The 21,349-nt window shown below is 72.4% G+C and carries 25 protein-coding genes and 1 riboswitch; of the genes, 13 read left to right on the plus strand and 12 right to left on the minus strand.

Annotation, left to right across the window (positions count from 1 at the left end; all coding sequences use genetic code 11):
- Positions 1-192 precede the first annotated feature (192 nt).
- A complete protein-coding gene (locus ACIQD7_RS25170) occupies positions 193-1,404 on the plus strand; it encodes a S8 family peptidase (RefSeq protein WP_121830911.1) in 1,212 nt (403 codons plus the stop codon).
- A gap of 91 nt (positions 1,405-1,495) precedes the next feature.
- Here the strand turns inward: ACIQD7_RS25170 and ACIQD7_RS25175 are convergent, their stop codons facing one another.
- Positions 1,496-2,566: an SRPBCC family protein gene (locus ACIQD7_RS25175; protein WP_161371616.1), complete on the minus strand. Its 1,071-nt coding sequence runs from the start codon at positions 2,564-2,566 to the stop codon at positions 1,496-1,498.
- 3 nt (positions 2,567-2,569) lie between these two features.
- The gene (locus ACIQD7_RS25180; RefSeq protein WP_402444417.1) at positions 2,570-3,439 is read right to left on the minus strand and encodes a histone protein; all 870 of its coding nucleotides are present in this window, start codon (positions 3,437-3,439) and stop codon (positions 2,570-2,572) included.
- A gap of 204 nt (positions 3,440-3,643) precedes the next feature.
- Here ACIQD7_RS25180 and ACIQD7_RS25185 point away from each other — a divergent pair, with 204 nt between their 5' ends.
- From ACIQD7_RS25185 to ACIQD7_RS25220, 8 genes are all read left to right on the plus strand, one after another.
- Positions 3,644-4,012, plus strand: a complete 369-nt coding sequence (locus ACIQD7_RS25185) for a gas vesicle protein (RefSeq protein ID WP_161371614.1) — start codon at positions 3,644-3,646, stop codon at positions 4,010-4,012.
- A gap of 28 nt (positions 4,013-4,040) precedes the next feature.
- Positions 4,041-4,514 carry a gas vesicle structural protein GvpA gene (locus ACIQD7_RS25190; protein WP_402444419.1) on the plus strand — a complete coding sequence of 158 codons (474 nt, stop codon included), beginning with the start codon at positions 4,041-4,043 and terminating at the stop codon, positions 4,512-4,514.
- A 3-nt stretch (positions 4,515-4,517) separates the two neighbouring features.
- The gene (locus tag ACIQD7_RS25195) at positions 4,518-5,234 is read left to right on the plus strand and encodes a GvpL/GvpF family gas vesicle protein (RefSeq protein WP_402444422.1); all 717 of its coding nucleotides are present in this window, start codon (positions 4,518-4,520) and stop codon (positions 5,232-5,234) included.
- 43 nt (positions 5,235-5,277) lie between these two features.
- On the plus strand, positions 5,278-5,526 hold the full coding sequence (locus tag ACIQD7_RS25200; RefSeq protein WP_121830905.1) for a gas vesicle protein GvpG: 249 nt from the start codon (positions 5,278-5,280) through the stop codon (positions 5,524-5,526).
- A gap of 18 nt (positions 5,527-5,544) precedes the next feature.
- Positions 5,545-5,982, plus strand: a complete 438-nt coding sequence (locus ACIQD7_RS25205) for a gas vesicle protein (protein WP_402444425.1) — start codon at positions 5,545-5,547, stop codon at positions 5,980-5,982.
- Positions 5,979-6,860, plus strand: coding sequence for a GvpL/GvpF family gas vesicle protein (locus ACIQD7_RS25210; protein WP_402444426.1), 882 nt, complete (start codon positions 5,979-5,981; stop codon positions 6,858-6,860). The genes ACIQD7_RS25205 and ACIQD7_RS25210 overlap by 4 nt, the downstream gene beginning before the upstream one ends.
- On the plus strand, positions 6,857-7,072 hold the full coding sequence (locus ACIQD7_RS25215) for a gas vesicle protein (RefSeq protein WP_402444428.1): 216 nt from the start codon (positions 6,857-6,859) through the stop codon (positions 7,070-7,072). Before ACIQD7_RS25210 ends, ACIQD7_RS25215 begins: the two co-directional genes overlap by 4 nt.
- Positions 7,073-7,197: 125 nt before the next feature.
- Positions 7,198-7,557 carry a gas vesicle protein K gene (locus ACIQD7_RS25220; RefSeq protein ID WP_402444596.1) on the plus strand — a complete coding sequence of 120 codons (360 nt, stop codon included), beginning with the start codon at positions 7,198-7,200 and terminating at the stop codon, positions 7,555-7,557.
- 24 nt (positions 7,558-7,581) lie between these two features.
- Here the strand turns inward: ACIQD7_RS25220 and ACIQD7_RS25225 are convergent, their stop codons facing one another.
- The 7 genes from ACIQD7_RS25225 to ACIQD7_RS25255 form a co-directional block, all read right to left on the minus strand.
- Positions 7,582-8,241 carry a hypothetical protein gene (locus ACIQD7_RS25225; protein WP_402444430.1) on the minus strand — a complete coding sequence of 220 codons (660 nt, stop codon included), beginning with the start codon at positions 8,239-8,241 and terminating at the stop codon, positions 7,582-7,584.
- A gap of 76 nt (positions 8,242-8,317) precedes the next feature.
- Positions 8,318-9,271, minus strand: coding sequence for an SAM-dependent methyltransferase (locus tag ACIQD7_RS25230; protein WP_402444432.1), 954 nt, complete (start codon positions 9,269-9,271; stop codon positions 8,318-8,320).
- Positions 9,238-9,900, minus strand: coding sequence for a cysteine hydrolase family protein (locus ACIQD7_RS25235; protein WP_402444434.1), 663 nt, complete (start codon positions 9,898-9,900; stop codon positions 9,238-9,240). Before ACIQD7_RS25235 ends, ACIQD7_RS25230 begins: the two co-directional genes overlap by 34 nt.
- Positions 9,897-11,066, minus strand: a complete 1,170-nt coding sequence (locus ACIQD7_RS25240) for an isocitrate/isopropylmalate family dehydrogenase (protein ID WP_402444435.1) — start codon at positions 11,064-11,066, stop codon at positions 9,897-9,899. The genes ACIQD7_RS25235 and ACIQD7_RS25240 overlap by 4 nt, the downstream gene beginning before the upstream one ends.
- The gene (locus ACIQD7_RS25245) at positions 11,063-11,599 is read right to left on the minus strand and encodes an EF-hand domain-containing protein (protein WP_402444437.1); all 537 of its coding nucleotides are present in this window, start codon (positions 11,597-11,599) and stop codon (positions 11,063-11,065) included. Before ACIQD7_RS25245 ends, ACIQD7_RS25240 begins: the two co-directional genes overlap by 4 nt.
- Before the next feature lie 301 nt (positions 11,600-11,900).
- Positions 11,901-12,701, minus strand: a complete 801-nt coding sequence (locus tag ACIQD7_RS25250) for a PepSY domain-containing protein (RefSeq protein WP_402444439.1) — start codon at positions 12,699-12,701, stop codon at positions 11,901-11,903.
- A 121-nt stretch (positions 12,702-12,822) separates the two neighbouring features.
- On the minus strand, positions 12,823-13,356 hold the full coding sequence (locus ACIQD7_RS25255) for a DUF6328 family protein (RefSeq protein ID WP_402444441.1): 534 nt from the start codon (positions 13,354-13,356) through the stop codon (positions 12,823-12,825).
- Between the two features lie 246 nt (positions 13,357-13,602).
- Here ACIQD7_RS25255 and ACIQD7_RS25260 point away from each other — a divergent pair, with 246 nt between their 5' ends.
- The gene (locus tag ACIQD7_RS25260; protein ID WP_402444443.1) at positions 13,603-14,880 is read left to right on the plus strand and encodes a PP2C family protein-serine/threonine phosphatase; all 1,278 of its coding nucleotides are present in this window, start codon (positions 13,603-13,605) and stop codon (positions 14,878-14,880) included.
- A 447-nt stretch (positions 14,881-15,327) separates the two neighbouring features.
- On the opposite strand, the gene ACIQD7_RS25265 is transcribed toward ACIQD7_RS25260, so the two are convergent.
- Together ACIQD7_RS25265 and ACIQD7_RS25270 are read right to left on the minus strand one after the other, a co-directional pair.
- A complete protein-coding gene (locus tag ACIQD7_RS25265) occupies positions 15,328-16,320 on the minus strand; it encodes a glutathione S-transferase family protein (protein ID WP_402444445.1) in 993 nt (330 codons plus the stop codon).
- A gap of 40 nt (positions 16,321-16,360) precedes the next feature.
- A complete protein-coding gene (locus ACIQD7_RS25270) occupies positions 16,361-17,170 on the minus strand; it encodes an alpha/beta fold hydrolase (RefSeq protein WP_402444447.1) in 810 nt (269 codons plus the stop codon).
- Between the two features lie 176 nt (positions 17,171-17,346).
- Here ACIQD7_RS25270 and ACIQD7_RS25275 point away from each other — a divergent pair, with 176 nt between their 5' ends.
- On the plus strand, positions 17,347-18,177 hold the full coding sequence (locus ACIQD7_RS25275; protein WP_402444449.1) for a DUF1206 domain-containing protein: 831 nt from the start codon (positions 17,347-17,349) through the stop codon (positions 18,175-18,177).
- A 48-nt stretch (positions 18,178-18,225) separates the two neighbouring features.
- On the opposite strand, the gene ACIQD7_RS25280 is transcribed toward ACIQD7_RS25275, so the two are convergent.
- Positions 18,226-19,164 carry a terpene cyclase gene (locus tag ACIQD7_RS25280; RefSeq protein WP_402444451.1) on the minus strand — a complete coding sequence of 313 codons (939 nt, stop codon included), beginning with the start codon at positions 19,162-19,164 and terminating at the stop codon, positions 18,226-18,228.
- A gap of 272 nt (positions 19,165-19,436) precedes the next feature.
- Positions 19,437-19,544, plus strand: a riboswitch (ZMP/ZTP riboswitch).
- Between the two features lie 28 nt (positions 19,545-19,572).
- On the opposite strand from ACIQD7_RS25280, the gene ACIQD7_RS25285 reads away from it, so the two are divergent.
- Positions 19,573-20,427 (plus strand): bifunctional 5,10-methylenetetrahydrofolate dehydrogenase/5,10-methenyltetrahydrofolate cyclohydrolase, encoded by an 855-nt coding sequence (locus tag ACIQD7_RS25285; protein ID WP_402444453.1) that lies wholly within the window; start codon positions 19,573-19,575, stop codon positions 20,425-20,427.
- Positions 20,428-20,434: 7 nt separating this feature from the next.
- Complete coding sequence (locus ACIQD7_RS25290; RefSeq protein WP_402444455.1) at positions 20,435-21,337, plus strand: hypothetical protein; 903 nt, start codon at positions 20,435-20,437, stop codon at positions 21,335-21,337.
- Positions 21,338-21,349: the final 12 nt, after the last annotated feature.

Genomic DNA, 21,349 nt, shown 5'->3' on the forward strand with positions numbered 1-21,349 from the left:
CGTCGACCTGTGCGGGCGAGTTGTGACGACTTGTCCCTTCACTTTTTAAGAAACCTTGTTGAGAAAGTCATAGCTCTGTGAAGGCCCGTTGATTTGCACTCGTCAATCGGTCAGGGTTTCGAGCGAGCCGCCGGAGAGTTTCCTTCCGGTGGCCCAACCCCCCACAAATCCTGACGAGGAGAGCCCTCTTTCATGGCAACTCACAAGCGTGCCCGCAAGTTCAGGATCATCGCCGTCACGACCGCGATCGCCGCTGCGGCCGGAGTGACCGTCGCCGCCGGCCCGTTCGCCGGCGCGGCCCCCACCCCCGCGGAGGGAACCGTCTACGGCCTCGGCGCGGAGAACGCCGTGGCGGGCAGCTACGTCGTCCTGCTCGACGAGAAGACCGACAAGGCCGGCAAGACCGAGCTGGCGAAGGAGTACGGCGGCACGCTGCGCCGCAGCTACGACTCCGAGGTCAACGGATTCTCCGTCAACAGCCTCACCGAGACCGAGGCCAAGCGCCTCGCCGCCGACCCGTCCGTCGCGAAGGTCGTCCAGAACCGGACCTTCAGCATCAACGAGACCCAGGAGAACCCGCCGTCCTGGGGCCTGGACCGGGTCGACCAGGCGGACACCGCGGGCGACCAGAAGTACACCTACCCCGACGCCGCGGGCGAGGGCGTCACCGCGTACGTCATCGACACCGGCGTCCGCGTCAGCCACGGCGACTTCGGCGGCCGCGCCTCCGACGGCTTCGACGCCATCGACAACGACAACACCGCCCAGGACGGCAACGGCCACGGCACCCACGTCGCCGGCACCATCGCCGGAAGCGCCCACGGCGTCGCCAAGAAGGCGAAGATCGTGGCCGTCCGCGTCCTCGACGACAACGGCTCGGGCACCACCGAGCAGGTCATCGCCGGCATCGATTGGGTCACCGAGAACCACCAGGGCCCGTCCGTCGCCAACATGAGCCTGGGCGGCAGCGCCGACCCGGCCCTCGACGAAGCGGTCAAGAAGGCCATCGCCTCCGGCGTCACCTTCGGCGTCGCCGCCGGCAACGAGTCCTCCGACGCCGGCCAGGGCTCCCCGTCCCGCGTGGCCGAGGCGATCACCGTCGCCTCCTCCACCAAGGACGACCAGCAGTCCAGCTTCTCCAACTTCGGCGCCGTCGTGGACATCTACGCCCCCGGCTCGGACATCACCTCCGCCTGGAACGACAGCGACACCGGAACCAAGACCATCTCCGGTACGTCCATGGCCACCCCGCACGTCGTCGGCGCCGCAGCCGTCTACCTCGCCGGCCACCCCGACGCCACCCCGGCCCAGGTCGCCGAGGCCCTGGTCGGCGGCGCCAGCGCCGACAAGATCGGCAACGCCTCTCCCGGCACCGCCAACAAGCTCCTGAAGATCGTGGAGTAACCGGAACCGGCCGACGACGGCCCGCCGCGCCCCCTCACAAGGGGGTGCGGCGGGCCCGTTCGCGTCCGGGGGGTCCGGGGGGCCGGGAGGATCAGCGCCCGCGCCGTCCCCGGCCGGCGGACTCGTAGTCGGCTTCCTCCCCTTCCTCGTCCTCGTCCCCTTCTTCGTAGCCCTCGTCGTACTCCTGGCCGGGCTCGACGTCCTCGTCCTCGTACTCCTCCTCGTCCTCTTCCCCGGGCTCGTACTCTCCGCCCTCCTCGTACTCCTCCTCGGGCTCCCCCTCCCCCTCTTCCTCTTCCTCCTCGTCGAACTCGTCCGGCTCCTGGTCCTCTTCTTCCTGCTCCTCCTCCAGGGCTTCCTCGTGCGTGCGGACCACCTCGCCGTCGCGGATCTCGCCGCGCCAGCCCTCCGGCTCGTCGTCGGTGAGGGTCACGTGACGGCGGAAGTGCTTCAGGTCGAGGCGCAGCCGACGGCCCTGGGCGCGCCAGACGTTGCCCGTCTTCTCGAAGAAACCGGAGGGGTAGTACTCGACGGTGACCAGGACCCGGGTGAGCGACGGGCCCAGCTCGTGGAAGCTGACGCAGCCCCGGGTCGACCCCTTGGCGCCGTCCGAGGTCCAGATGATGTGATCGTCCGGCACCTGCTCCTGCACCGTCGCCTTCCAGCTCCGGGTGGAGGGACCCACCTTGACCTTCCAGTCGCTGGAGGTCTCGTCGCCCTGGGAGACGTTGCGCACGCCCTTCGTGAAACCGCTGAAGTCCTCGTACTGGGCCCAGTGGTCGTACACCCTCCGGATCGGCGCGCCCACGTCGATCGTCTCGACGATGCTGGTGATCTTCTGGGTCCCGCTCTTGCGCTTGCCCTTCCCCTTGCCGAACAGGTTCGACGCGGCGTCGGTGACCTTGTCCTTCAGGCCGCCGAGGGAATGCCCCACCATCGCCTTGACGGGGGAGTCCCCCTGGATCATGCGCCCGCCGATGTCCGCGAGGCTGCCGCCGTTGTCGGCCACGTCCTGGAGTTGGCCGGTGACGTCCCCGAGCTTGTCCGTGGCCTTCTCGGCCAGTTGACCGGTCTGGGCGGAGAGGTAGTCGCCGAGTTCGCCGAGCAGCCGGTCCATCCCGGAGCCCGACTCCTTGCCGGACGTGCGGTTCTCGGATGCCATGACCTACCTCCGCGCCGACGGCTTGCGCGCGGCCGTCTTCTTCGAGGCGGTCTTCTTCGCCGCCGGCTTGCGTGCCGTGGTCTTCTTGGCCGCGGTCTTCCCGGGTGCGGTCTTCTTCGCCGTCGTCTTGCGCGCCGTCGTCTTCTTGGCGGGAGCGCTCTTCTTCGCGGGAGCGGCCTTCTTGGCGGTGGCGCCCTTCCCGGCGGAAGCGGTCTTCTTCGCAGGGGCGGTCTTCTTCGCGGCCGGCTTCCTCGCCGCCGCCTTCTTGGCGGGCGCGCTCTTCCCGGCGGACGCGGCCGTACCGCGTGCCCGGGACGTGCTGCCCGTCCGGGACGACGAACGCGAGGAGCGGCGCGGCCGTGACTCCTCCTGCTCGGCCTCGTCCTCCTCCGGCTCCTCCTCGTCCTCCTCCGGTTCTTCCTCTTCCGGTTCCTCTTCCTCCTCCCACGCGTCCTCTTCCTCGTCCTCCTCCTCGGGCTCCGACTCCTCGTCCTCGTAGTCCTCTTGCTCCTCCTCGTCCTCGTAGCGCCCGTCCTCGTCCTCGTCGTCCGACTTCCCGCCACTGCCGATCGCCAGCGTCCGTTCGTGGAGCGAGTCGGCGAGGTCGGAGAGCTTGCGGTCGGCCGCCGACCTGAGCGCCTGACGGCCGGCGTCCAGGGCCTCGCCCCGCAGCTGGTCGCCCATCTCCGCGACCTGGGGGATCTCCTTGAGCTTGCTCAGGCCCTCCGTCATGAGCTGCCGGGGTTCGAGGCCGAAGCGCCGCCCCGCCAGGTAGGTCGCCACGGTGAACGCGAGGCGCCCCTTCTTCGTCCGTCCCAGTACGTAGCCCCCGGCCACTGCGGCCGCCAGGGCGATCTTGGACGTGTCCTCCATGACCTCTGTCCCTTCACCGGGCGTCCGCGGCCTCGCCGTCGCCCCGTACGGAACTCTCCGTACCGGGCCGCACCTCCGCTGTGCCCCCGTGAAGGACGCCCCGTTCGGGCGGTGGGGAACGAGCCTGCTCTCCCGGGCATGGCATTTGTCCCTATATCATGAAATTCTAGCCGTAACCGGCTGTACGTCTTCTGGAAGTGCCACATGGCCTCAGCAGATCCGGACCGCCCCCGGCGGCCCGCCCCGCGCGCCGACGACGAGCGGCGGGAGCGTCCGCCCGCCCGGCGCAGACCCGCGCCGCGCAGGGCGAAAGCCGTCGACGCGGGTTCGGCCATGAGCTCGGCCGCCGAGCAGCTGGCGAAGCTCCTCGGCAGACCGCCCGAGTCGGTCTCCTCGCTCAAACCCACCGATTCGGGGTGGGAGGCGCAGGTGGAAGTGGTGGAGCTGGAACGCATCCCCGACACGACCAGCGTGCTGGCCAGTTACAAGGTCTCACTCGACGAGGAAGGCGCGTTGATCTCCTTCGAACGCACCCGCCGCTACAGCCGCGGGATGATCGATCGGCCGTTCTGAGAACGGTTCGGCCGTGAAGGGAGGCACCATGACGATGGTGCCGCAGGGCGGCGGCAGCGCCGTCGGCAAGGGCGGGGGCGGAGGCTCCTCGGGCACCCTCTACGACGTCCTGGAGCTCATCCTGGACCGGGGCCTCGTGATCGACGTCTTCGTCCGCGTCTCGCTGGTGGGGATCGAGATCCTCAAGATCGACGCCCGGATCGTGGTGGCCAGCGTGGACACCTACCTGCGCTTCGCCGAGGCCTGCAACCGGCTCGACCTCGAATCCGGCCGCAAGGCTCCGGCGCAGCTCCCCGAGGTCGTCGGCGGAATGATGGAGGGCGGGGCCCACGGCAAGTCCAAGGGAGCCCTCAGCGGGGCGGTCGACGCCGTCACCGAGTCCCTGACCGGGAAGTCCCGCGACGACGACAAGCCGGACGAGGAGGAGGAAGCGGAGGAGGAGCCCGCACCCCGACGCCGGCGGCCTCCCGCCCGACGTGCGGCGCGCCGGGAGAAGGAGTGACCGATGGCCCTCTACGTCTACGCGATCACGGGGAAGGACCACCCCCTCGCCGTCGAGGACATGACCGGCGTCGGAGCCGAGCCGTCCCCCGTGCGCGCCCTCGCGTCCGGACCGCTGTACGCCGTGGTCAGCGACGTCTCCGAGGAGATCCGGCCCAAGCGGCGCGACCTGCTGATCCACCAGGAGGTGCAGGAACGCCTCATGGAGGGCGGCCCCGTCCTGCCCCTCCAGTTCGGTTACACCGCCGCCGACGAGGCGACGGTCGAGCAAGCGCTCCGCGAGGACGCGGACGGCTACCTCGCCAACCTGGAACGGCTCGACGGCTGCGCCGAGTACCACGTGAGGGCCTCCCAGAACGAGGAGGAGCTCCTGCGGCAGATCCTGCGGGAGACCCCCGAGACCCGGGAGCTCAACGAACGGATCCGCGCCGGGGACCCGGACCCCCAGCTCCCGCTGACCCTCGGCCGGATGGTCGCCGCGCAGGTGCAGGAACGGCAGGACGCGCTCGCGGCCGGACTGGCCGACGCGCTCGTCCCGTACGCCAGGGAGCACAACGTCCGGCCGGCGTCCGGCGACGACTTCCTCAACCTCTCGCTGCTGATCTCCGACGACCGGAAGGAGGAGTTCCTCTCGGCGCAGGCGGGTCTCGTCCGGCAGCTCGGGGACGGAGTGGAGTTCCGCCTGAGCGGCCCCCTGCCTCCGTACAGCTTCGTCCAGTAGCGGAAAACGGAGACGGGGACGGACAAGGAAGGAGACGTGGAGGATGGGATTGCTGACGCAGCTGCTCACGCTTCCCGTCGCCCCGGTGCGCGGCGCCGTCTGGATCGCCCGGAGGGTCGTGGAGGAGGCCGAGGAGGAGTACTACGACCCGGCCCCCGTCTGGCGGGAGCTCAGGGAGCTGGAGGGCCGGCTCGTACGGGGGGAGATCGACCAGGAGACCTTCGACCGGTACGAGGACGGGTTGCTCGACCGGCTGGACGAGATCGACGCCTACCGGAGGGGGCTGCCGTGACCCGGAATCGAGGCCGCCGTGTCTGACCCCCTGCCCGACCGGTTCGGATCCGTCCCCTCCCGGGCGGCGCCGTCGCCGTACGGTCCGAGTTCCTCCGCCAACCTCGCGGACATCCTGGAGCGGGTGCTCGACAAGGGCATCGTCATCGCCGGGGACATCCGCATCAACCTGCTCGACATCGAACTGCTGACGATCAAACTGCGGATCCTGGTCGCCTCCGTGGACAAGGCGAAGGAGATGGGCATCGATTGGTGGGAGCACGACCCCTCGCTCTCCTCCAAGCACACCGGCGGCCCGCTGGCGGAGGAGAACCGCAGGCTGCGCGCGGAACTGGAGGCGCTGAGGCGCGAAAGACCCGTGACCGGGGAGGTCGTCGAGGACGTGGAGGAGCCGGACGAGGAAGCGGCTCCCCGCCGTGGGACGGGAGCGAGGACACCACGGAAGCGCAGCAGATGAACGGCCCCGGAGACCTCACCTACGTGTACGCCGCGGCTCCGGACACGCGGGAGGTGCGCGCGTCCCTCAAGGATCTCCGAGGGGTGTCGGGCGCTCCCGTGTCCCTCCTGGGCGAGCCCGGTGCCGGACCCGCCTCCGCATCCGATCCCGTCGCGTTCGTCGTCAGCCGGGTCGCGCCGGACGAGTTCGACGAGCGGACGCTGAAGGCCCGCTTCGAGGACCTGGAGTGGCTGGAGGGCGTCGCCCGCGCCCACCACGAGGTCGTCCAGACCGTCGCCCGTCACGACACCGTCCTCCCGCTGCGCCTGGCGACCGTCTACCAGAACGACGACCGTGCCCGCCGCGCCCTCGCCGCCCAGCGCCGGGTCTTCGCCGAACGGATCGCTCTCCTCCGCGACCGGAGCGAGTTCGGCGTCAAGCTCTACCTCAGCCCCACCGGCCCCCCTGATCCCCGCGAAGGCAGCGCCGCCGACAGCTCCCTCACCCCCGGCAAGGCCTATCTGCGAAGCCGCCGGGCCCAGCACAGCGCCCAGGAGGTCCGCTACCGGCACGCCCAGGAGGCCGCCGACCGCGTCGAGGCCCTGGCCTCCCGGTTCAGCACGCACCGCGTGCGCCACCCCGCCCAGCGCGGGGCTCTGGCGGGCCCGGAGGAGAACGTCCTCAACGACGCCTACCTCGTCCCGTACGACCGCGCCGAGGAGTTCCGTACGGCGCTCACCGCCGCGGTGGAGGGCCTCGACGGCGTACGCGTCGAGGTGACCGGCCCGTGGGCCCCCTACTCCTTCGCCACGCCGTCACCGCCGCCCGCGCCCGAAGCCATCGGGGAGACCGGAGAGGCCGGGGAGACCGGAGGGACAGGGCAGGGGCGTGCGCCGTGACCGTCTCCCGGCCCACCGAGTCGCTGCCCGGCCGGCAGGTCGCCCTGGTCGACCTGCTCGACAGGCTGCTCAGCGGGGGAGTGGTGCTCTCCGGCGACATCGTCCTGTCGATCGCGGACATCGACCTCGTCCGCGTTTCCCTCCGCGCCCTGATCGTGTCCGTCGACTCGGCGGCGGACCCCCTGGCACCGGTGCATCGGGAGGAGGCGTGAGCGACGAGGCGATCCCGGCACCGGAGGAACGGAGCCCCCCTCCCGAGCGGCCCCGGAAGACGTCCCGGTCTCCGGAGGCGCCCCGGTCGCTGGAGACATTCCGATCTCCGGAGGCGTCCGCGCCCCTGGACCGGGCGGGCACCGCCCTGAACGACGCCTTCCGCCTCCTCCAGGCCCCGCCCACCCCGGCCGACGGCCCTCCGCGCCCCGCGCGCCGCCTCCGGACCGACCACGAATCGGTCGAGGAGGACCTGCTCAAACTCGTCCTCACCGTCGTGGAACTCCTGCGCCAGCTCATCGAGCGACAGGCCCTGCGGCGCGTCGACGCGGGCGACCTCACCGACGACCAGGAGGAGGAGCTGGGCGCCACCCTGATGGCCCTGCACGACGCCCTGTCCGACCTCTGCGCCGAGCACGGCTACACGCTCCAGGACCTCAACCTCGACCTCGGCCCGCTCGGCCCCCTGCTGCCCCGGGCGGACTGAGCGCCACGGCTCCGGCCCGTGCCGTCAGGGGGCGACGGTGAGGCCCGCCAGGTCGAGGGCCCTGGCCACGGCGGGCAGATCGAGCGGCGCGTCGTCGTGACGGGCGGGCCGCAAGCGTGCGAGCAGAAGCTCCGGCCGCAGCCGGTGCGCCTCGGCGTCCGCCAGGAAACCCGCCGCGCCCGTCCCGTCGCCGTCCGTGCCGTCGAGGTGGTCCGACAGCTCTCCCAGCACCTGCGCCCGGTCGACGAATCCGCTCATGCCGCAGTCCAGACCGTCGTCCCCAAGGCCCTCGGGGTACGGCGCGCGGGCCCAGACCCCGTCCTCGTACCAGTAGACACAACCCAGCTCGTCCCCCTCGATCAGGTCGCGCAGTTCGTCGTACGGGAGCCAGTCCGGCCCGCCCGCGAGCATGTCGATCGGCGTCCTGTGCCACTTCACCCCGCTCGACTCGTCCTCGCCGTAGAGCACGAAGCGGCCCTCGCCCCTCCGGGACATGGTCCACCAGGTGCAGCCGGAGTCGTCGTGGTGGAGCCCCTCGGCGTCGACCCAGAGACCGGTGCGGTAGCCGCTCGCGCGCCGCTCCTCCGCGGTGGTCGCGCCGATGGCCGCGAGCAGCGCCCACCGGCCCCACAGCGCCTCGCCCGGCGGAAGGTCCTCCGGAAGCCCCGGTCGGTGGATGGTCACGCGTGCCCCCGTGAATCCTCGTCCTGGTGATGATCACACCAACAGTACGGGCCCTCCGGGGTGCGGCTCGGTCCCTTCAATCCCGTGAGGGACGTCCCCGCCCCGGGGCGGGACGATCGGCCGTGGCGAAGATCCAGCGGTTGGCCTCCAGGGCATCGTCCGGTTCCGGAAGCGGGCCCCGGCCGTGGAGCGCGGTGAAGTCGTACGGGCGGTGCACGGCCACCTGCCAGCCACGGGCGGCGAGGGACCCGGCCGAGTCGGGACGCGGCCCCGCGGCGAAGAGGCCCGGCAGGTCGATGCCGATCCGCTCGCGCGTCGTCGTGTAGACGGGGCCGCTCCGCACCCGCCCCGACTCGGCAGTCACCTCCTTGACCTCGTACGCCAGCGTGCTGCCGGCGGCGCTGAGCCGGTCCACGTCGTCCATCAGCCGCCGCTCGGCCTCGGCGGGGAGATAGAGCAACAGGCCCTCGGCGAGCCAGGCGGTCGGGACGGACGGGTCGAATCCGGCTCCGGAACCGCCACCGGCTCCGGAACCGAGCAACGCTTCCGTCCAGTCGCCCCGGAGGTCGGCGGCGCACGGGCGGCGTTCGGCGACCGGCTCGGCCCCGATGCCGTCGAGCACCGACTGCTTGAAACCCAGCACGTCGGCCGAGTCGATCTCGTGGACGACGGTCCCGGCGGGCCAGTCGAGCCGGAAGGCCCGGGAGTCGAGCCCCGCACCGAGGAGCACCACCTGGCGCACACCCGACCGGGCGGACGCCAGCAGGTGATCGTCCAGGACGCGGGTCCTCAGCCCGAAGTACCGGCCGAGCCTGCCCCACAGCGGGTCCGAGGCACCGCCGGGGACCTCGTCGGGATGGAGCGGCCAGTCGGTGGCGTCCGGCGCCGCCCGGACGAAGGCGGCGGCGAACGGATCGCGGGCGAGGGCGTCGGGACGATGGGTCTCCACGGCACGGGCGGCGGCCACCAGGAGGGCGGTGCGGCCCACCCCCGCCGTCACCCCCGGAGGCGGACAGGCTGCGGTGCGCACGTCTCCTCCTCTTCCTGAGGCCGAGGCTCCGCCTCGGGAACGGCCCACGCGGACGGGTCGTCCGATGCGGGGGTACGGGCGCCGTAGAGGACGCGCATGAACGAAAGAACCTCCTCGTACGGCAGGTGCAGGGACGTGGTGCAGTCCGCCAGTACGGTGACGTGGAAGCCCTTCTGGAACGCGGTGCGGGCCGTGGAGTCCACGCACACGTCCGCGAACAGGCCCGCGAACACCAGGTGTTCGATGCCCCGGACGCGCAGGTGCTCCTCGAAGCCCGCCGCGAGGAAGGCGTCGAAGCAGGCCCGCTTGGTGAAGACGGCCTCTCCGGCGGCGGGCAGGACGCGGTGGAACTCCGCGCCCCAGGTGCCCTCCAGACACTTCGGCGGCCTGCCCCGGGCCCGGTCCCGCAGCCGCCAGCTCGCCCCCTGGTGGGAGGGGTCGCCGGCGAACCGGACGAACACCACCTCCACGCCCCGGCCCCGGGCCTCCTCGACCGCTCCGGCGGCCGAGGAGACGACGGCGTCCAGGATCGCGGGATCGCCGCGGAACCGGGCCCTGGCCAGGGGACTCGCGCAGAAGTCGTTCTGCAGGTCCACCACGACCAGGGCCGTGCGCGCCGACCCGGTCACGGGCCGCCCACCAGGACCGCGTCCCGGGGGACACTGCCCGCCCCGGGCACGTCGAGCGTGTCGATCAGCGCGTCGACCACGTCGCTCGTGGAGTGCCGGCCGCCGAGGTCGGGGGTGCGCACGCCCCGCTCGTCGAGGACCGCGAGGGCGGCCTCCGTGGCCGCCACGACACCGGGACACCCGGCGTGGTGCTCGGCGACGAGCGCGGCGGCCCGGACCGTGGCCACCGGGTTCACCAGGTCCCGGCCCGCCAGGTCGTCGGCCGACCCGTGCACGGTCTGGTACTCCACCAGGCCCCGCAGCGCCGGGTCGAGACAGACGTTCTCCGTGCAGCGGTTCTCCTGCCGGTCGGAGCCGTACCGGTCGAGGAGCATGACGTGCATGATGTCGGCCCACTCGTTCCCGGCGATCAGCAGGGTGCGGTCGGGCAGCCCGTGGGCGAGCAGGTTGCGATTGACCGTGTCCGGCTGGAACACCTCGATCCGCACCCCGAGCCGCTCGGACAGGTCGGCCACCCACGCGTCGAACGCGCCGTCGAGCAGATGGAACTTGTACGCCATGACGATCCGGCCGATCCGCCTGTCCGGCCAGGTGCGCCGAGCCCGCTCCAGGGCGTGCTCGACGACCGCGCCGGTGATCTCGTGACTGAAGGTCAGGGTGCGGGTGACCTCGCCCGGGGTGTGCGTGTTCTCGCCGGTGTAGAAGCCCTGGGCTTGGTCCCGGACCAGCAGCAGCGACCGTCCGTCGGCCGTCAGCAGGTCGACCTTCACGGCGCGCAGGCGGCGCCGGACGAGGTACAGCGACTGGGCGTTGATCGCGGTGCGGAAGACCGCCGTGGTGCCGCGCCCGGCCAACTCCCGGCACCACGCCTCGTAGTGCTCGGCGTCCTCGGCGGTCAGCCGCTGCGTGGCGGCGACGTCGTGGCCCCGGCGGAGCGAGACGTAGGAGTGGTACAGGCGCGGCGAGCGGATCACGTCCACGCCCGGGCCGCCCGCGCCCGGGCCGCACGCGCCGTCCGGGCGGCCGGAGGCGAAGGCGTTCAGTACGCGCTCGAAGACGTCCGCCAGTTCCGGGCCCGTGCCGTGGCCCACGGCCAGGCCGATCGCGGGCCGGACGCGGCCTGACGGCGAGGCTCCCGCGGCCCCTTGCCCGACCTCCCCGGTCATCGGGAGGCGCCGGGGACGAGGTGGTCACCGGCGATGCCGGCCTTCTCGGGGCGGTAGTAGTCGCGGATCCCGTCCGCCCAGGTGGCCACCGGGACGCGGTCGCCGTCCACCGGGCCGAAGGCCTCGAACAGCGCCTCGATGTTGGGGCGGTCGAAGCCGATGGCGGTCATCAGGGCGAGGAAGTCGGGGCGGGCGACGAAGCCGTCGCCGTGCACGTCGCCCATCGCGGACAGCGCCTCGGCGAACTCGTCGACGGCGGCGTCGAACCGCTGCGGGTCGAGCACGACGGCGGTGAACTCCTCGGGGCTGATCCGCCCGTCGCCGTCGGCGTCCAGCTCGGACAGGAGCGTGTCCCCGTACCGGCGGAAGGCGCGGAGCAGCCTCGTCCCGGCCTTCTCGTCGGCCGCCGGCAGCGCCGCGACGGTCCGGTTCCCCATCAGTTCGAAGTCGGCCGGCTCCAGGAATCCGTTCCCGTCGGCGTCGAAGAGGGAGAACACGAGCTGCACACGGTCGGTGGCCTCGGTGGTGGGCATGGGGATGCACCCGGCTTTCGGTGAGGATGAGGATGACGCCGGGACACGTGCCCGGCTGTTGATCCACTATCGGGGTGCCGAGGTGCCATCGGTGTACAGAAGCCGGGTTTTGTACACGATCGAAGGCAATTCGCCGGACGGCGCATGACATGCCGGAAAGCTGGAAATCGGAGGAGGTTTTCCCTCGGTGACCGGTGACCGGTGACCGGTGACCGGAGACCGGAGGTGGTGCCCGTTCCGGCCGGACGGGCCGGAACGGGCGGAAGGAGAAGGACGGAAGGAAACGGGCCGGGACGAACGGTCAGTCGCGGTCGACTTCCTGACGGAGGACTCGGCGCTCGGTCGTGGAGACCTCGTACGTCGTCTTGTCCCAGTTGCCGGTGTCGACCACGTCCACCGACCAGGCGTCGTCGTCCAGTTCCACGGCCGTCACGGTGCCCTTGTTGTCCTGGGTGGCCGTCTGGACCGCCTGCTCCGGCGTCACGGTGGCCCGCTTCAGCCGGTCGGCCAGTTCCTGCTTGTCCTCGGCGTCCTGGTCCGCGTCCGGCTTGTCGCTGATGACCTTGCCGCTGACGCCGTCGACCCAGACGTCGTGGAGGGTGCCGTCCGACGTGGCGACGCTCGTGTGCCACGCGGGCGTACGCCCGCCCGCGCCCGCCGACGGGCTCGCGCTGGCGGACGCGTCGGCACTGACGGAGGGGGAAGCGGAGGCGGTGGCGGTTGCGGTGGCGCTGCCGCTCGCGGTGGCGTTCGGCGGCGCCCAGGTGAGCTCGGTCTCGACCAGCTTGCTCTGGGGGACGGCGGCCACGGCGGCCTGCGTGGCCTTGTCCCAGGTGACCTTCGTGGCCGGGACGAGCCGCTGGCGTTCGGCCTGGTCGTCGGTGAGCCGCGGCGACGCGGACCCCGACGGGGAGGCGGAAGGGGAAGCGGAAGGGGAGCCCGACGGGGAGGCGGTGCCCTCGGTCTGGGCCGGCGCGATGCGGGCGGACGTGGTGGTGGTCTCCTTCTGCTCGGAGCCGCAGGCGGCGAGCAGAAGGGCGCAGGACGCGGCGAGGCAGGCGACGGCCGGGCCGCGCAGTCGATGTCGCAGAGAGGTACTCATGCGCCTATTCCTGACCCGTGCCCTCCGCTCCCTGACGCACCGGCCCGCCCAACCACCCGATCGCGGCCCTCCTCCGGTCCGGACGGGGGAAACCGGCTCGCCACCCCGCCCGGACACCGTCTCACCGGTCGGACGACGCGTCGTCCCCGTTGTCGTCCCCGTTCGTGTAGCGGAACCGCGCCCACAGCGGAAGGAGGAACCAGCAGACCAGGTACCAGGCGAAGACCCCGGACACCAGCCACGGAACGTAGCCGTCGTGCGTGGCCACGCGCAGGATCAGGAAGAGCGCCGAGATCAGCGTCGCGAGGAGCAGGATGAGGCCGAGGAACGTCAGCCGGGAAGCCCAGACGACCGCCTGGGGCTTGATGCGGCGCCCCGACACGATGCGGTGGAAGGCCACGGGGCCGATGAGGGCGCCGGTGGCCAGCGAGCCGAGCACGACGGTGACGATGTAGATCGTCTTGTCGGTCTGCTCCAGTCCCTGGAAATGTGGCGTGAACACCACGGTGAGCAGGAAGCCCAGGAGGATCTGTACGCCGGTCTGGGCGACCCTGATCTCCTGGATGAGTTCGGTCCAGCGCCGGTCCGCCCGTTCCTCGGGCGTCTCGCGTCTTCTGGTCCGCCGGTCATTGTCGGGTATCTCGTCCTCAGCCATGGCGTCCTCTTTCCCACAGGTCGGCATCCCATCCGCCTGGAGTTTTCCTTTTCCCAGGGTGCGCGCCGTCCCCCGTCCCGGCCCGGCGAGAAGCTCCCCTCGGCGGACCGGGACCGAGGGAACGCGTCCGTACGCACGCGCGCGTGAGGAGTGCGATCACCGGAGGGCCTGCGTAGCCTGGGAGCCACCCCGGGGGCACCGGGGAGGATGGGCCGCTCCACGCCGGGGAAGAGCCGCGGAGGTCGTGTGTCGACGTACGAGGACGCCCTGGGCGATCTGCTGGCCAGCTCCCACCTGCGGTCCGTACGGGAACTCGCGGGTCTCGTCCAGGACGCGGGCCGCCGCATGGGGCTCCGGGCGACGGCCATGTATGTCACCGACCTCCAGCAGATCCGGCTGATCCCGCTGCCCCAGCCGGACGCCGTCGACCGGCCGACACTCGACGTCGACACCTCGCTGGCGGGCCTCGCCTACCGCACGCAACAGGCGCAGCGGTCCAGGGACGGGGCCACCGCCTGGCTGCCGATGATCGACGGGGTCGAACGCATCGGCGTCCTGATGGTGGCGGCGTCCGCCCTGGACGACGCCCTGCTCGGACGCGTCGAGGCGCTCGCCGGGGTCGCCGCCCTGCTCGTGGTGTCGAAGTCCTCCCACAGCGACCTGCTGGTCGAGACGGAACGCGCGCGGGCGATGACGGTGCAGGCCGAACTCCTGTGGGCCTTCCTGCCGCCGCGGACCATCGGCACGTCGGAGGTCACCTCCTCGGCGGTCCTCGAACCGGCCTACGACATCGGCGGCGACACCTTCGACCACACCCTGGACGACGGCGGCCTGCACCTGACCGTCATCGACTCCATGGGCCACGACCTCGCCTCCGGCGGAGCCAGCGCGGCCGGGCTCGCCGCCTGCCGGGCGGCCCGCCGGTCCGGCGGTTCGCTGACCGACATCGTCACCTCGATCGACCAGATCCTGGACACCTGGTTCACCGACCGCCTCATGACCGCCGTCGTCGCCCATCTGGACACCTCCGACGGACGGCTGACCTGGATCAACTGCGGACACCCGCCGCCCCTGCTGATCCGCCACGGAAGGGTCCTCCCGCACGTCCTCGACCGGGAACCCGATCTGCCGCTCGGCTGGGGCTTCCTCAGGGACACGCCGCCCACCGAGCACACCGCGCGCCTCCAGCCCGGCGACCGGATCCTCCTCTACAGCGACGGCGTCACCGAGGCGCGCTCGCCCGGAGGCGACTTCTACGGCGAGGAGCGGCTGGCCGACACCGTCATCCGCGCCACGGCGGCCGGCGCCCCCGCCCCCGAGGCGCTCCGGCGCCTGGTCCAGGGACTGCGGCAGCACCAGGGCCACAAACTGCGCGACGACGCCACCATCCTGCTCACCGAGTGGCACCCGAGCGGACGCGGCGGAGGAACACGACCCGACTCCGGGGAGAGTGATCGTGAAGGCACGGCCGAGCCCGGAGGCCGAGTGACCACGAAAGCACGACCGGACTCGGAGGGCGGGTGACCGCGGGAACGCGGCCGGACTCGGAGAGCGGGTGACCGCAGGAGCGCGGTCGGGCCCGCAGGGTGAGTGATCGCTCCGGACGCGGGTAGGCGCGGGTCGACAGCGAGACCGCGTCGAACCGTCAGGAGGGTTCATGAGCACGCCCCCGAACGATCCCGTCCCTCCGAGCCCCACGCCCCCGCCCGGGCCCGGCCCCGCTCCCGGTCCTGGGCCGCTGCCGGGGCCCGTCCCCGGACCCGGCGGCCCGGACCCCGTTCCGCCCGCGCCGCCCCAGCCCGAGCCGGACCCGCCGGCGCCGACGCCGCCCCCGGACCCCTTCCCGCAGCCCGGCCCGCTGCCCCCGCCGGGCCCCGGTCCCGAACCGGTGACCTGAGCGTCCCGCACGTCGGCCCCCGCCCATGACAGGGCGGGGGCCGACGCGTGTACGGGGCCGGGCGCGGGTCCGGCTCAGCTCGGGCCGAGGAGCGGCACCCGCTCGGACGGCGGAGGCGGCCCGGGCGGAGTGCCATCGCCGAACGGCCGCCCGCCCAGCTCCTCCCGCCCGTGCGCCGAGAGCCAGTTCCGGGTGTCCGGGCCCAGGGGGACGATCCCGGTCGGATTGATGTCGCGGTGGACGACGTAGTAGTGCGTCTTGATCTGCTCGAAGTCGATGGTGTCGCCGAAACCGGGCGTCTGGAACAGGTCCCGCGCGTAGCCCCACAGCGCGGGGAGTTCGGTCAGCTTCCGCCGGTTGCACTTGAAGTGGCCGTGGTAGACGGCGTCGAACCGCACGAGGGTCGTGAAGAGACGGACATCGGCTTCCGTAAGGGTGTCCCCGACCAGATAGCGCCGGTTTCCAAGCCGCTCCTCCAGCCAGTCCAGCCGGTCCCACAACCTCCGGTACGCCTTGTCGTACGCTTCCTGCCCGCTCGCGAAACCACACTTGTAGACACCGTTGTTGACGTCCCGGTACACCTTCTCCGCCACGTCGTCGATCTCGTCGCGCCACTTCTCCGGATAGAGCTCCGGCGCGCCGGCCCGCTGATGGGCCGTCCACTGGCTGCCCAGGTCGAGCGTGATCTGCGCGAAGTCGTTGGTCACCACCGCGCCGGTGGGGACGTCGACGATCGCCGGCACGGTGATCCCGCGCGCGTACTCGGGGTCCCTTCGGAAGAACGCCTCCTGGAGCCGTTCGATGCCGAGGACCGGGTCCCTGCCGTCCGGGTCCAGGTGGAAGGACCAGCTGCGCTCGTCGTGCACGGGCCCGGCGATGCCCATCGACAGGACGCCCTCCAGCCCCATGAGGCGCCGCACGATCGCCGCCCGGTTCGCCCAGGGGCACGCGCGGGCGATGACGAGCCGGTAGCGCCCCGGCTCCACGGGATACCCGTCCCGGCCGTCGGCCGTGATCCGCGTCGTGATGTAGTTCCGGTCGCGCTCGTACTCACCGTCACCAGCCATGACCACGAGCGTAGCCCGCCCCGCGCGGCTCCGCCCGCGATCAGCCGGAAGCGCCGGCAGGAGCGCCGGGCGCCGCACGCAGGACCGGCATCATCGTCTCGACGGCGGTTTCCCGCGCCAGATGGTCGAGGACCATCCGGTTGATCCGCTCCGGCTGCTCCAGCGGCACCAGGTGGGAGGCGCCGGGCACCACGGCCAGCCGGGCGTCCGGGAGCGCGCGGTAGAGGGCGGCGGTGTGTTCGAGCGTCATCAGGTCGTCGTCGCCGGTCACGACCAGGGTGGGCGCCCGTACCCGCCCCAGGTCCCCGGGGGTGAGCGTCGGCTGGGTCCGCCACATGTCGACGACCTTGGCCGCCACCACCGGCCAGTGGTCCGCGCCGTCCGGCGTGACGGCCGCGTACATCTCGCGGAAGAACTCCATGTCCGGGCTGTCGGGCGTCATCCCGTCGAGCATCGCCGGTTCGACGAAGCACTCGGTGCCGGGCCGGAAGTTCGCCCCGATCGCCACGACCCGGCGGACCAGGTCGGGCCGGGCGGCGGCGACGAGCAGCGCGACGACGCCCCCGTCGCTCCAGCCGACCAGATGCGCCGGGCCGCCGACCACCCGTTCCAGGAAGGCCACCGTGTCGTCCGCCATGTCCCGGTACGACAGCGGCCCGGCTACGTCGGGGGTGTGCCCGTGGGCGCGCCGCTCGGGCAGGAAGAGGCGGTACGCGTCGGCGAGGTCGGGGCGCTGGGCGCCCCACGTCTCGTTGGTGCAGAAGCCGCCGTGCAGCAGGACCAGCGGGTCGCCCTCGCCCTCGGTCTCGTACCAGGTCCTGACCCCAGGAAGGTCAGCGTATGCGCCCATCGGCCCAGGCCCTCTCCGGCTCGTCCCCCGACCCCGCCCAGTCTCCGACGGGCACCGGAGGGCCGCAAACGGTGGCCCGCGCACCGCACACCGGTCGGCGTTCGAACGCGCCGCGGGGGTTCGAACGGAGAAGACGGGGCACCCGGTCATTCCGATCAGAGAAGGGGTGAATGGGCATGAGCGCAGGGGGGTCGACCACGGCCGTCGCGAGAAGAGCGGCCCGTGGGGACGTGGTACGAGCGGGTGCGCGGGCGGGCTTCGTCGCACGGGGAGTCCTGTACCTGCTCATCGGGATCCTGGCCGTACGCATCGGACTGACCGGAACGGGCGAGCAGGCCGACAAGGGCGGCGCCCTCGCGCAGGTCGCCGAGACGCCGTTCGGAGCCGTGATCCTCTGGGCCCTCGGCATCGGACTCGTCGGCATGGCGCTGTGGCGGCTCTCGGAGGCCCTGTTCGGCAGCGCCGGCCCGAAGGGCGACAAGCCGGCCAAGCGGGCCGTGTCCGCCGCCCGGTTCGTCTTCTACGCCGTCTCGGCCTTCTTCGTCCTGTCCTTCGCGACGGGGAACCGGAACAGCGGCGCCGGCTCGACCGACCGGCAGAGCCACGACATCACCGGCCGTCTCCTGGACCTGCCGGCCGGGCAGTGGCTGGTCGGCGCGGCGGCCGTGGGCTTCCTGGGCGCGGGCCTGTGGATGGCCGGCCGTGCCGTGATGCGGAAGTACCGCAAGCACCTGACGTGGGCCGCGATGTCCAAGAAGCAGCAGCGCTTCATGGACGTGACCGGCATCGTCGGCGGCGTCGGGCGCGGGCTCGTCTTCGCCGCGATCGGCTTCTTCGGCCTGAAGGCGGCCATCCAGTTCGACCCGGACGAGGCCAAGGGCATGGACGACGCGATCCGTTCGTTCGCGCAGACCCCCGCGGGACCGTGGCTGTTGGTCCTCGTGGCCCTCGGACTCGTCCTTTTCGGCGTGTTCTCCTTCGGCCAGGCGAAGTGGCGCGACGTCTGACCCGTGAGACCCGACTGAGCGGCCCGCACGCGCACGCGTGCGGGCCGCTCAGTCGCCGTAGCGGCCGGTGTCGACCTCCCAGCGGTGGTAGCCGGCGATCCAGGACGCGAGGCCGTCGACGTACCGGCGGGCGGCCTCGCGCCCGGCCGGGGAGAGCCCGAGGAGGTCGCAGATCCCGGGGACCCGGCCGGACAGCTCCACGAAGCGGTCGACCATCGCCTGGGCCTCGCGCATCACCTCGGCGGCCGCCTCCTCCGGGCTGCCGCCGCGCTCCGCGCGGACGATCATCACCATGTTGGCGACGTCGCCCCGGGCGAGCTCCTGCGCGTACGAGTGCACGTCGTTGGTGAACGACGGTATGTCGGCGGCCAGTTGACGCATCAGACGGAAGGTCGGATGGTGCAGCACCTCCTGCGGCACCTCGAACCGGTTGAGCCGCTCGACCATGTCGAAGAGCGTCTCCATGGCGGCCGTTCCCCGGCGGAGCGCCAGATAGTCCTCCCGGTCCGGGAGCCGCCCGGAGAGACGTCCGGCGGCCTCGGCGGGGTGGCAGGCGAAGTACCACTCCCAGTTGTAGGCGCTCCGGGCCCGCCACCGGGCGGACATGCCGCGCGCACTGCGCTCCCAGAGGTCGGCGAAGGCCCGCTCGACGGGGGTGCGGGCGCCGGGCGCGGGACCGCCCCCGTGCAGGAGGGCCGTCAACCGGGTGCAGACCTCCGCCACCCGCGCGGGGGCCCGGCCGAGACCGGTGTCGAACCCGTCGTCGAAGAGGAAGTAGAAGCCGAGCAGGTCCGCGGCGAGGGCGAGATCACCGGTGGCGCAGTCGGGACTGGTGAAGGCCGCGAGCCGGGGCACGTCCCACCGGTCGTACACCGCCCGGTCGACCGATCCGGCGAGCCCCTCGTGGCGGCGCAGCCACTCCCGGTGGAGGAGGGCGGCGGGCTCCCGGTCCGGATGGCTGTGCGGCGGAAACGGAAGATCGAGCACTGCGGCATGGAACACGTGCACCCCCAGGGCATTGGGCCCGGGTGCCCCCAACGCCCCCCGGCGCGATCGAAGAGTACTTGAATTGATCACTAACTGCCAGGAATAACAAGGGGATCGATTCCGGATCCACACAACCGGGAACCGGTTCGACAACCGGCGCGGCGGCGTCCGGAAGTGGTCAGCGACGATTCGCCCCGGACGGGCGCCCGCCGCCCGCCGGAGCCCGGTCCCGACCTGTCCGAGACTCGCCCCCGGCCCCTCACGTAGAGTGGGGCCCGGGCCGTGACTGGCGCTTGAGGTGGATCACCACCGGGGAGCGGCCCGGCGGGGCGCGCCCACCGGCGCGACCGTGCCGAATGCCGTGCGCCTGGGCGAACCACCGGTCAGAGACGACGCCCAGGAGTTGCCATGTCCACCAGCACCGCCGCCCTCATGGACGGTACGGCCCTCGCCCGCCGCACGGTCGAGGAGACCGCCGCCCGCGCCGCCGAGGTCACCCGCCGCACCGGCGTCACCCCCTGTCTCGCGACCGTCCTGGTCGGCGAGGACCCGGCCTCCGTGACGTACGTGAAGATGAAGCGGAACCGCTGCGCGAAGGTCGGGATCCGCTCCCGTCACGTCGAGCTGCCCGCCAGCACGACGACCGAGGAGCTCGTCGCCGAGATCACCGCGCTCTCCCTGGACCCCGAGGTCCACGGCATCCTCCTCCAGCACCCGGTCGGCCCCCACATCGACGAGCGCGCCGCCTTCGAGGCCATCGCCCCGGAGAAGGACGTCGACGGCGTCACCACGGCCTCCTTCGCCGCCATGGGCTTCGGCCTCCCCGGCTTCGTCTCCTGCACGCCCGGCGGCATCATGCGCCTCCTCGACGCGTACGACGTCGAACTGGGCGGCAAGCGGGCCGTCGTGGTGGGCCGCAGCGCCATCCTCGGCAAGCCGGCCGGCCTGCTCCTCCTCGGCCGCGACGCCACCGTCACCTACTGCCACTCCCGCACCCGGGACCTCTCCTCGGTCGTCCGCGAGGCCGACGTCCTCGTCGCCGCCGTCGGCAAGCCGAACTTCATCAAGGGCGAGGACATCAAGCCCGGCGCCGTCGTCGTCGACGCCGGCTACAACCCCGGCAACATCGGTGACGTCGACTTCGCGTCGGCCGCCGAGCGCGCCTCCCTGATCACCCCCGTCCCCGGTGGTGTCGGCCCCATGACCATCGCCGTGCTCCTCGCCCAGACGGTCGAGGGCGCCGAGCGCCAGCTGGGTCTGTAGGACGACCATGACGGAGGGACGGCAGGGCGCGCGTTCGGGAATCGTCACGACGCCGTACGGACGAGGCCCGGCCGACCGCGAACGCCGCCGCTCCGGACGGCTCGCCGCGTCCCGGCCGGTACCGGCGGCGCGGCGCGCCCGCCGGCTCGGTACGCCGCTCGTCCCGCTGCTCACGGCCGCCCTGGTGGCGACCGCCTTCCTGACCGTCCGGGGCGGCGGGGAGCACGACGGGAACCCGGCGGGTGCGCCGGCCCCCGTCGCCACCGAGGACACCGGCGCGGACACCGCTCCTCCCGCGACCGGCGGCCGCTCGCCCGACGCGCCCGGTGCGACCGGCACGCCCGGCGCCGGGACATCCGACACGCCGACGCCCGGCACGACACGGGGCGGCACCCCGGCGGCCGGGGCCGCGCGGGGCGGCACGCCGACGCGTACGGAACCCGACGCCCGGTCCCCGCGCACGAGCACGTCACCGGCGCCGTCCAGGACCAGGGACACCGCCCCCGCCAGGACCGCCCCGGCCTCCTCCGGCGGACCGAGGGGCGAACGGCGCCCCGAGCGGCCCGTCTCCTTCGAGGCGCTGCGCGTGGGCGACTGCTTCGACATCGACCGCGGCGCGCCGGGCACCGCCGTCCGGCGCCCCTGCGACACGCCGCACTCCGCCGAACTCGTCGCCCGGCCCCGGCTGGTCGGCCGCTACGCCACGGACCGGGCGGTGCGCGAGGCGGCCGCAGAGCTCTGCCGCGAGCCGCTGCGCCGCAAGGCCGCCCGACAGCCGCTCGGCACCCACTGGACGACCTTCGTCCAGTACCCGTACCGCACGAGCCACCTCCTCGGCTCGGACACCGTCGCCTGCAGCCTGGCAGCCCCTTCCTCCACCGGCGGCAGGATCAGCCACCGGCTCGGATAGCGCTGACCTGCT

This window comes from Streptomyces sp. NPDC093071, assembly GCF_044754545.1.
Classification (GTDB): Bacteria; Actinomycetota; Actinomycetes; order Streptomycetales; family Streptomycetaceae; genus Streptomyces.

Coding starts and splice junctions, on each gene's coding strand:
- ACIQD7_RS25210 (WP_402444426.1), top strand. CDS start 5,979: ATGAACGGCCCCGGAGACCTCACCTACGTGTACGCCGCGGCTCCGGAC.
- ACIQD7_RS25275 (WP_402444449.1), top strand. CDS start 17,347: ATGAGCGCAGGGGGGTCGACCACGGCCGTCGCGAGAAGAGCGGCCCGT.
- ACIQD7_RS25245 (WP_402444437.1), bottom strand. CDS start 11,599: ATGCCCACCACCGAGGCCACCGACCGTGTGCAGCTCGTGTTCTCCCTC.
- ACIQD7_RS25195 (WP_402444422.1), top strand. CDS start 4,518: ATGGCCCTCTACGTCTACGCGATCACGGGGAAGGACCACCCCCTCGCC.
- ACIQD7_RS25290 (WP_402444455.1), top strand. CDS start 20,435: ATGACGGAGGGACGGCAGGGCGCGCGTTCGGGAATCGTCACGACGCCG.
- ACIQD7_RS25255 (WP_402444441.1), bottom strand. CDS start 13,356: ATGGCTGAGGACGAGATACCCGACAATGACCGGCGGACCAGAAGACGC.
- ACIQD7_RS25180 (WP_402444417.1), bottom strand. CDS start 3,439: ATGGAGGACACGTCCAAGATCGCCCTGGCGGCCGCAGTGGCCGGGGGC.
- ACIQD7_RS25285 (WP_402444453.1), top strand. CDS start 19,573: ATGTCCACCAGCACCGCCGCCCTCATGGACGGTACGGCCCTCGCCCGC.
- ACIQD7_RS25175 (WP_161371616.1), bottom strand. CDS start 2,566: ATGGCATCCGAGAACCGCACGTCCGGCAAGGAGTCGGGCTCCGGGATG.
- ACIQD7_RS25190 (WP_402444419.1), top strand. CDS start 4,041: ATGACGATGGTGCCGCAGGGCGGCGGCAGCGCCGTCGGCAAGGGCGGG.
- ACIQD7_RS25240 (WP_402444435.1), bottom strand. CDS start 11,066: ATGACCGGGGAGGTCGGGCAAGGGGCCGCGGGAGCCTCGCCGTCAGGC.
- ACIQD7_RS25250 (WP_402444439.1), bottom strand. CDS start 12,701: ATGAGTACCTCTCTGCGACATCGACTGCGCGGCCCGGCCGTCGCCTGC.
- ACIQD7_RS25200 (WP_121830905.1), top strand. CDS start 5,278: ATGGGATTGCTGACGCAGCTGCTCACGCTTCCCGTCGCCCCGGTGCGC.
- ACIQD7_RS25265 (WP_402444445.1), bottom strand. CDS start 16,320: ATGGCTGGTGACGGTGAGTACGAGCGCGACCGGAACTACATCACGACG.
- ACIQD7_RS25185 (WP_161371614.1), top strand. CDS start 3,644: ATGGCCTCAGCAGATCCGGACCGCCCCCGGCGGCCCGCCCCGCGCGCC.
- ACIQD7_RS25170 (WP_121830911.1), top strand. CDS start 193: ATGGCAACTCACAAGCGTGCCCGCAAGTTCAGGATCATCGCCGTCACG.
- ACIQD7_RS25270 (WP_402444447.1), bottom strand. CDS start 17,170: ATGGGCGCATACGCTGACCTTCCTGGGGTCAGGACCTGGTACGAGACC.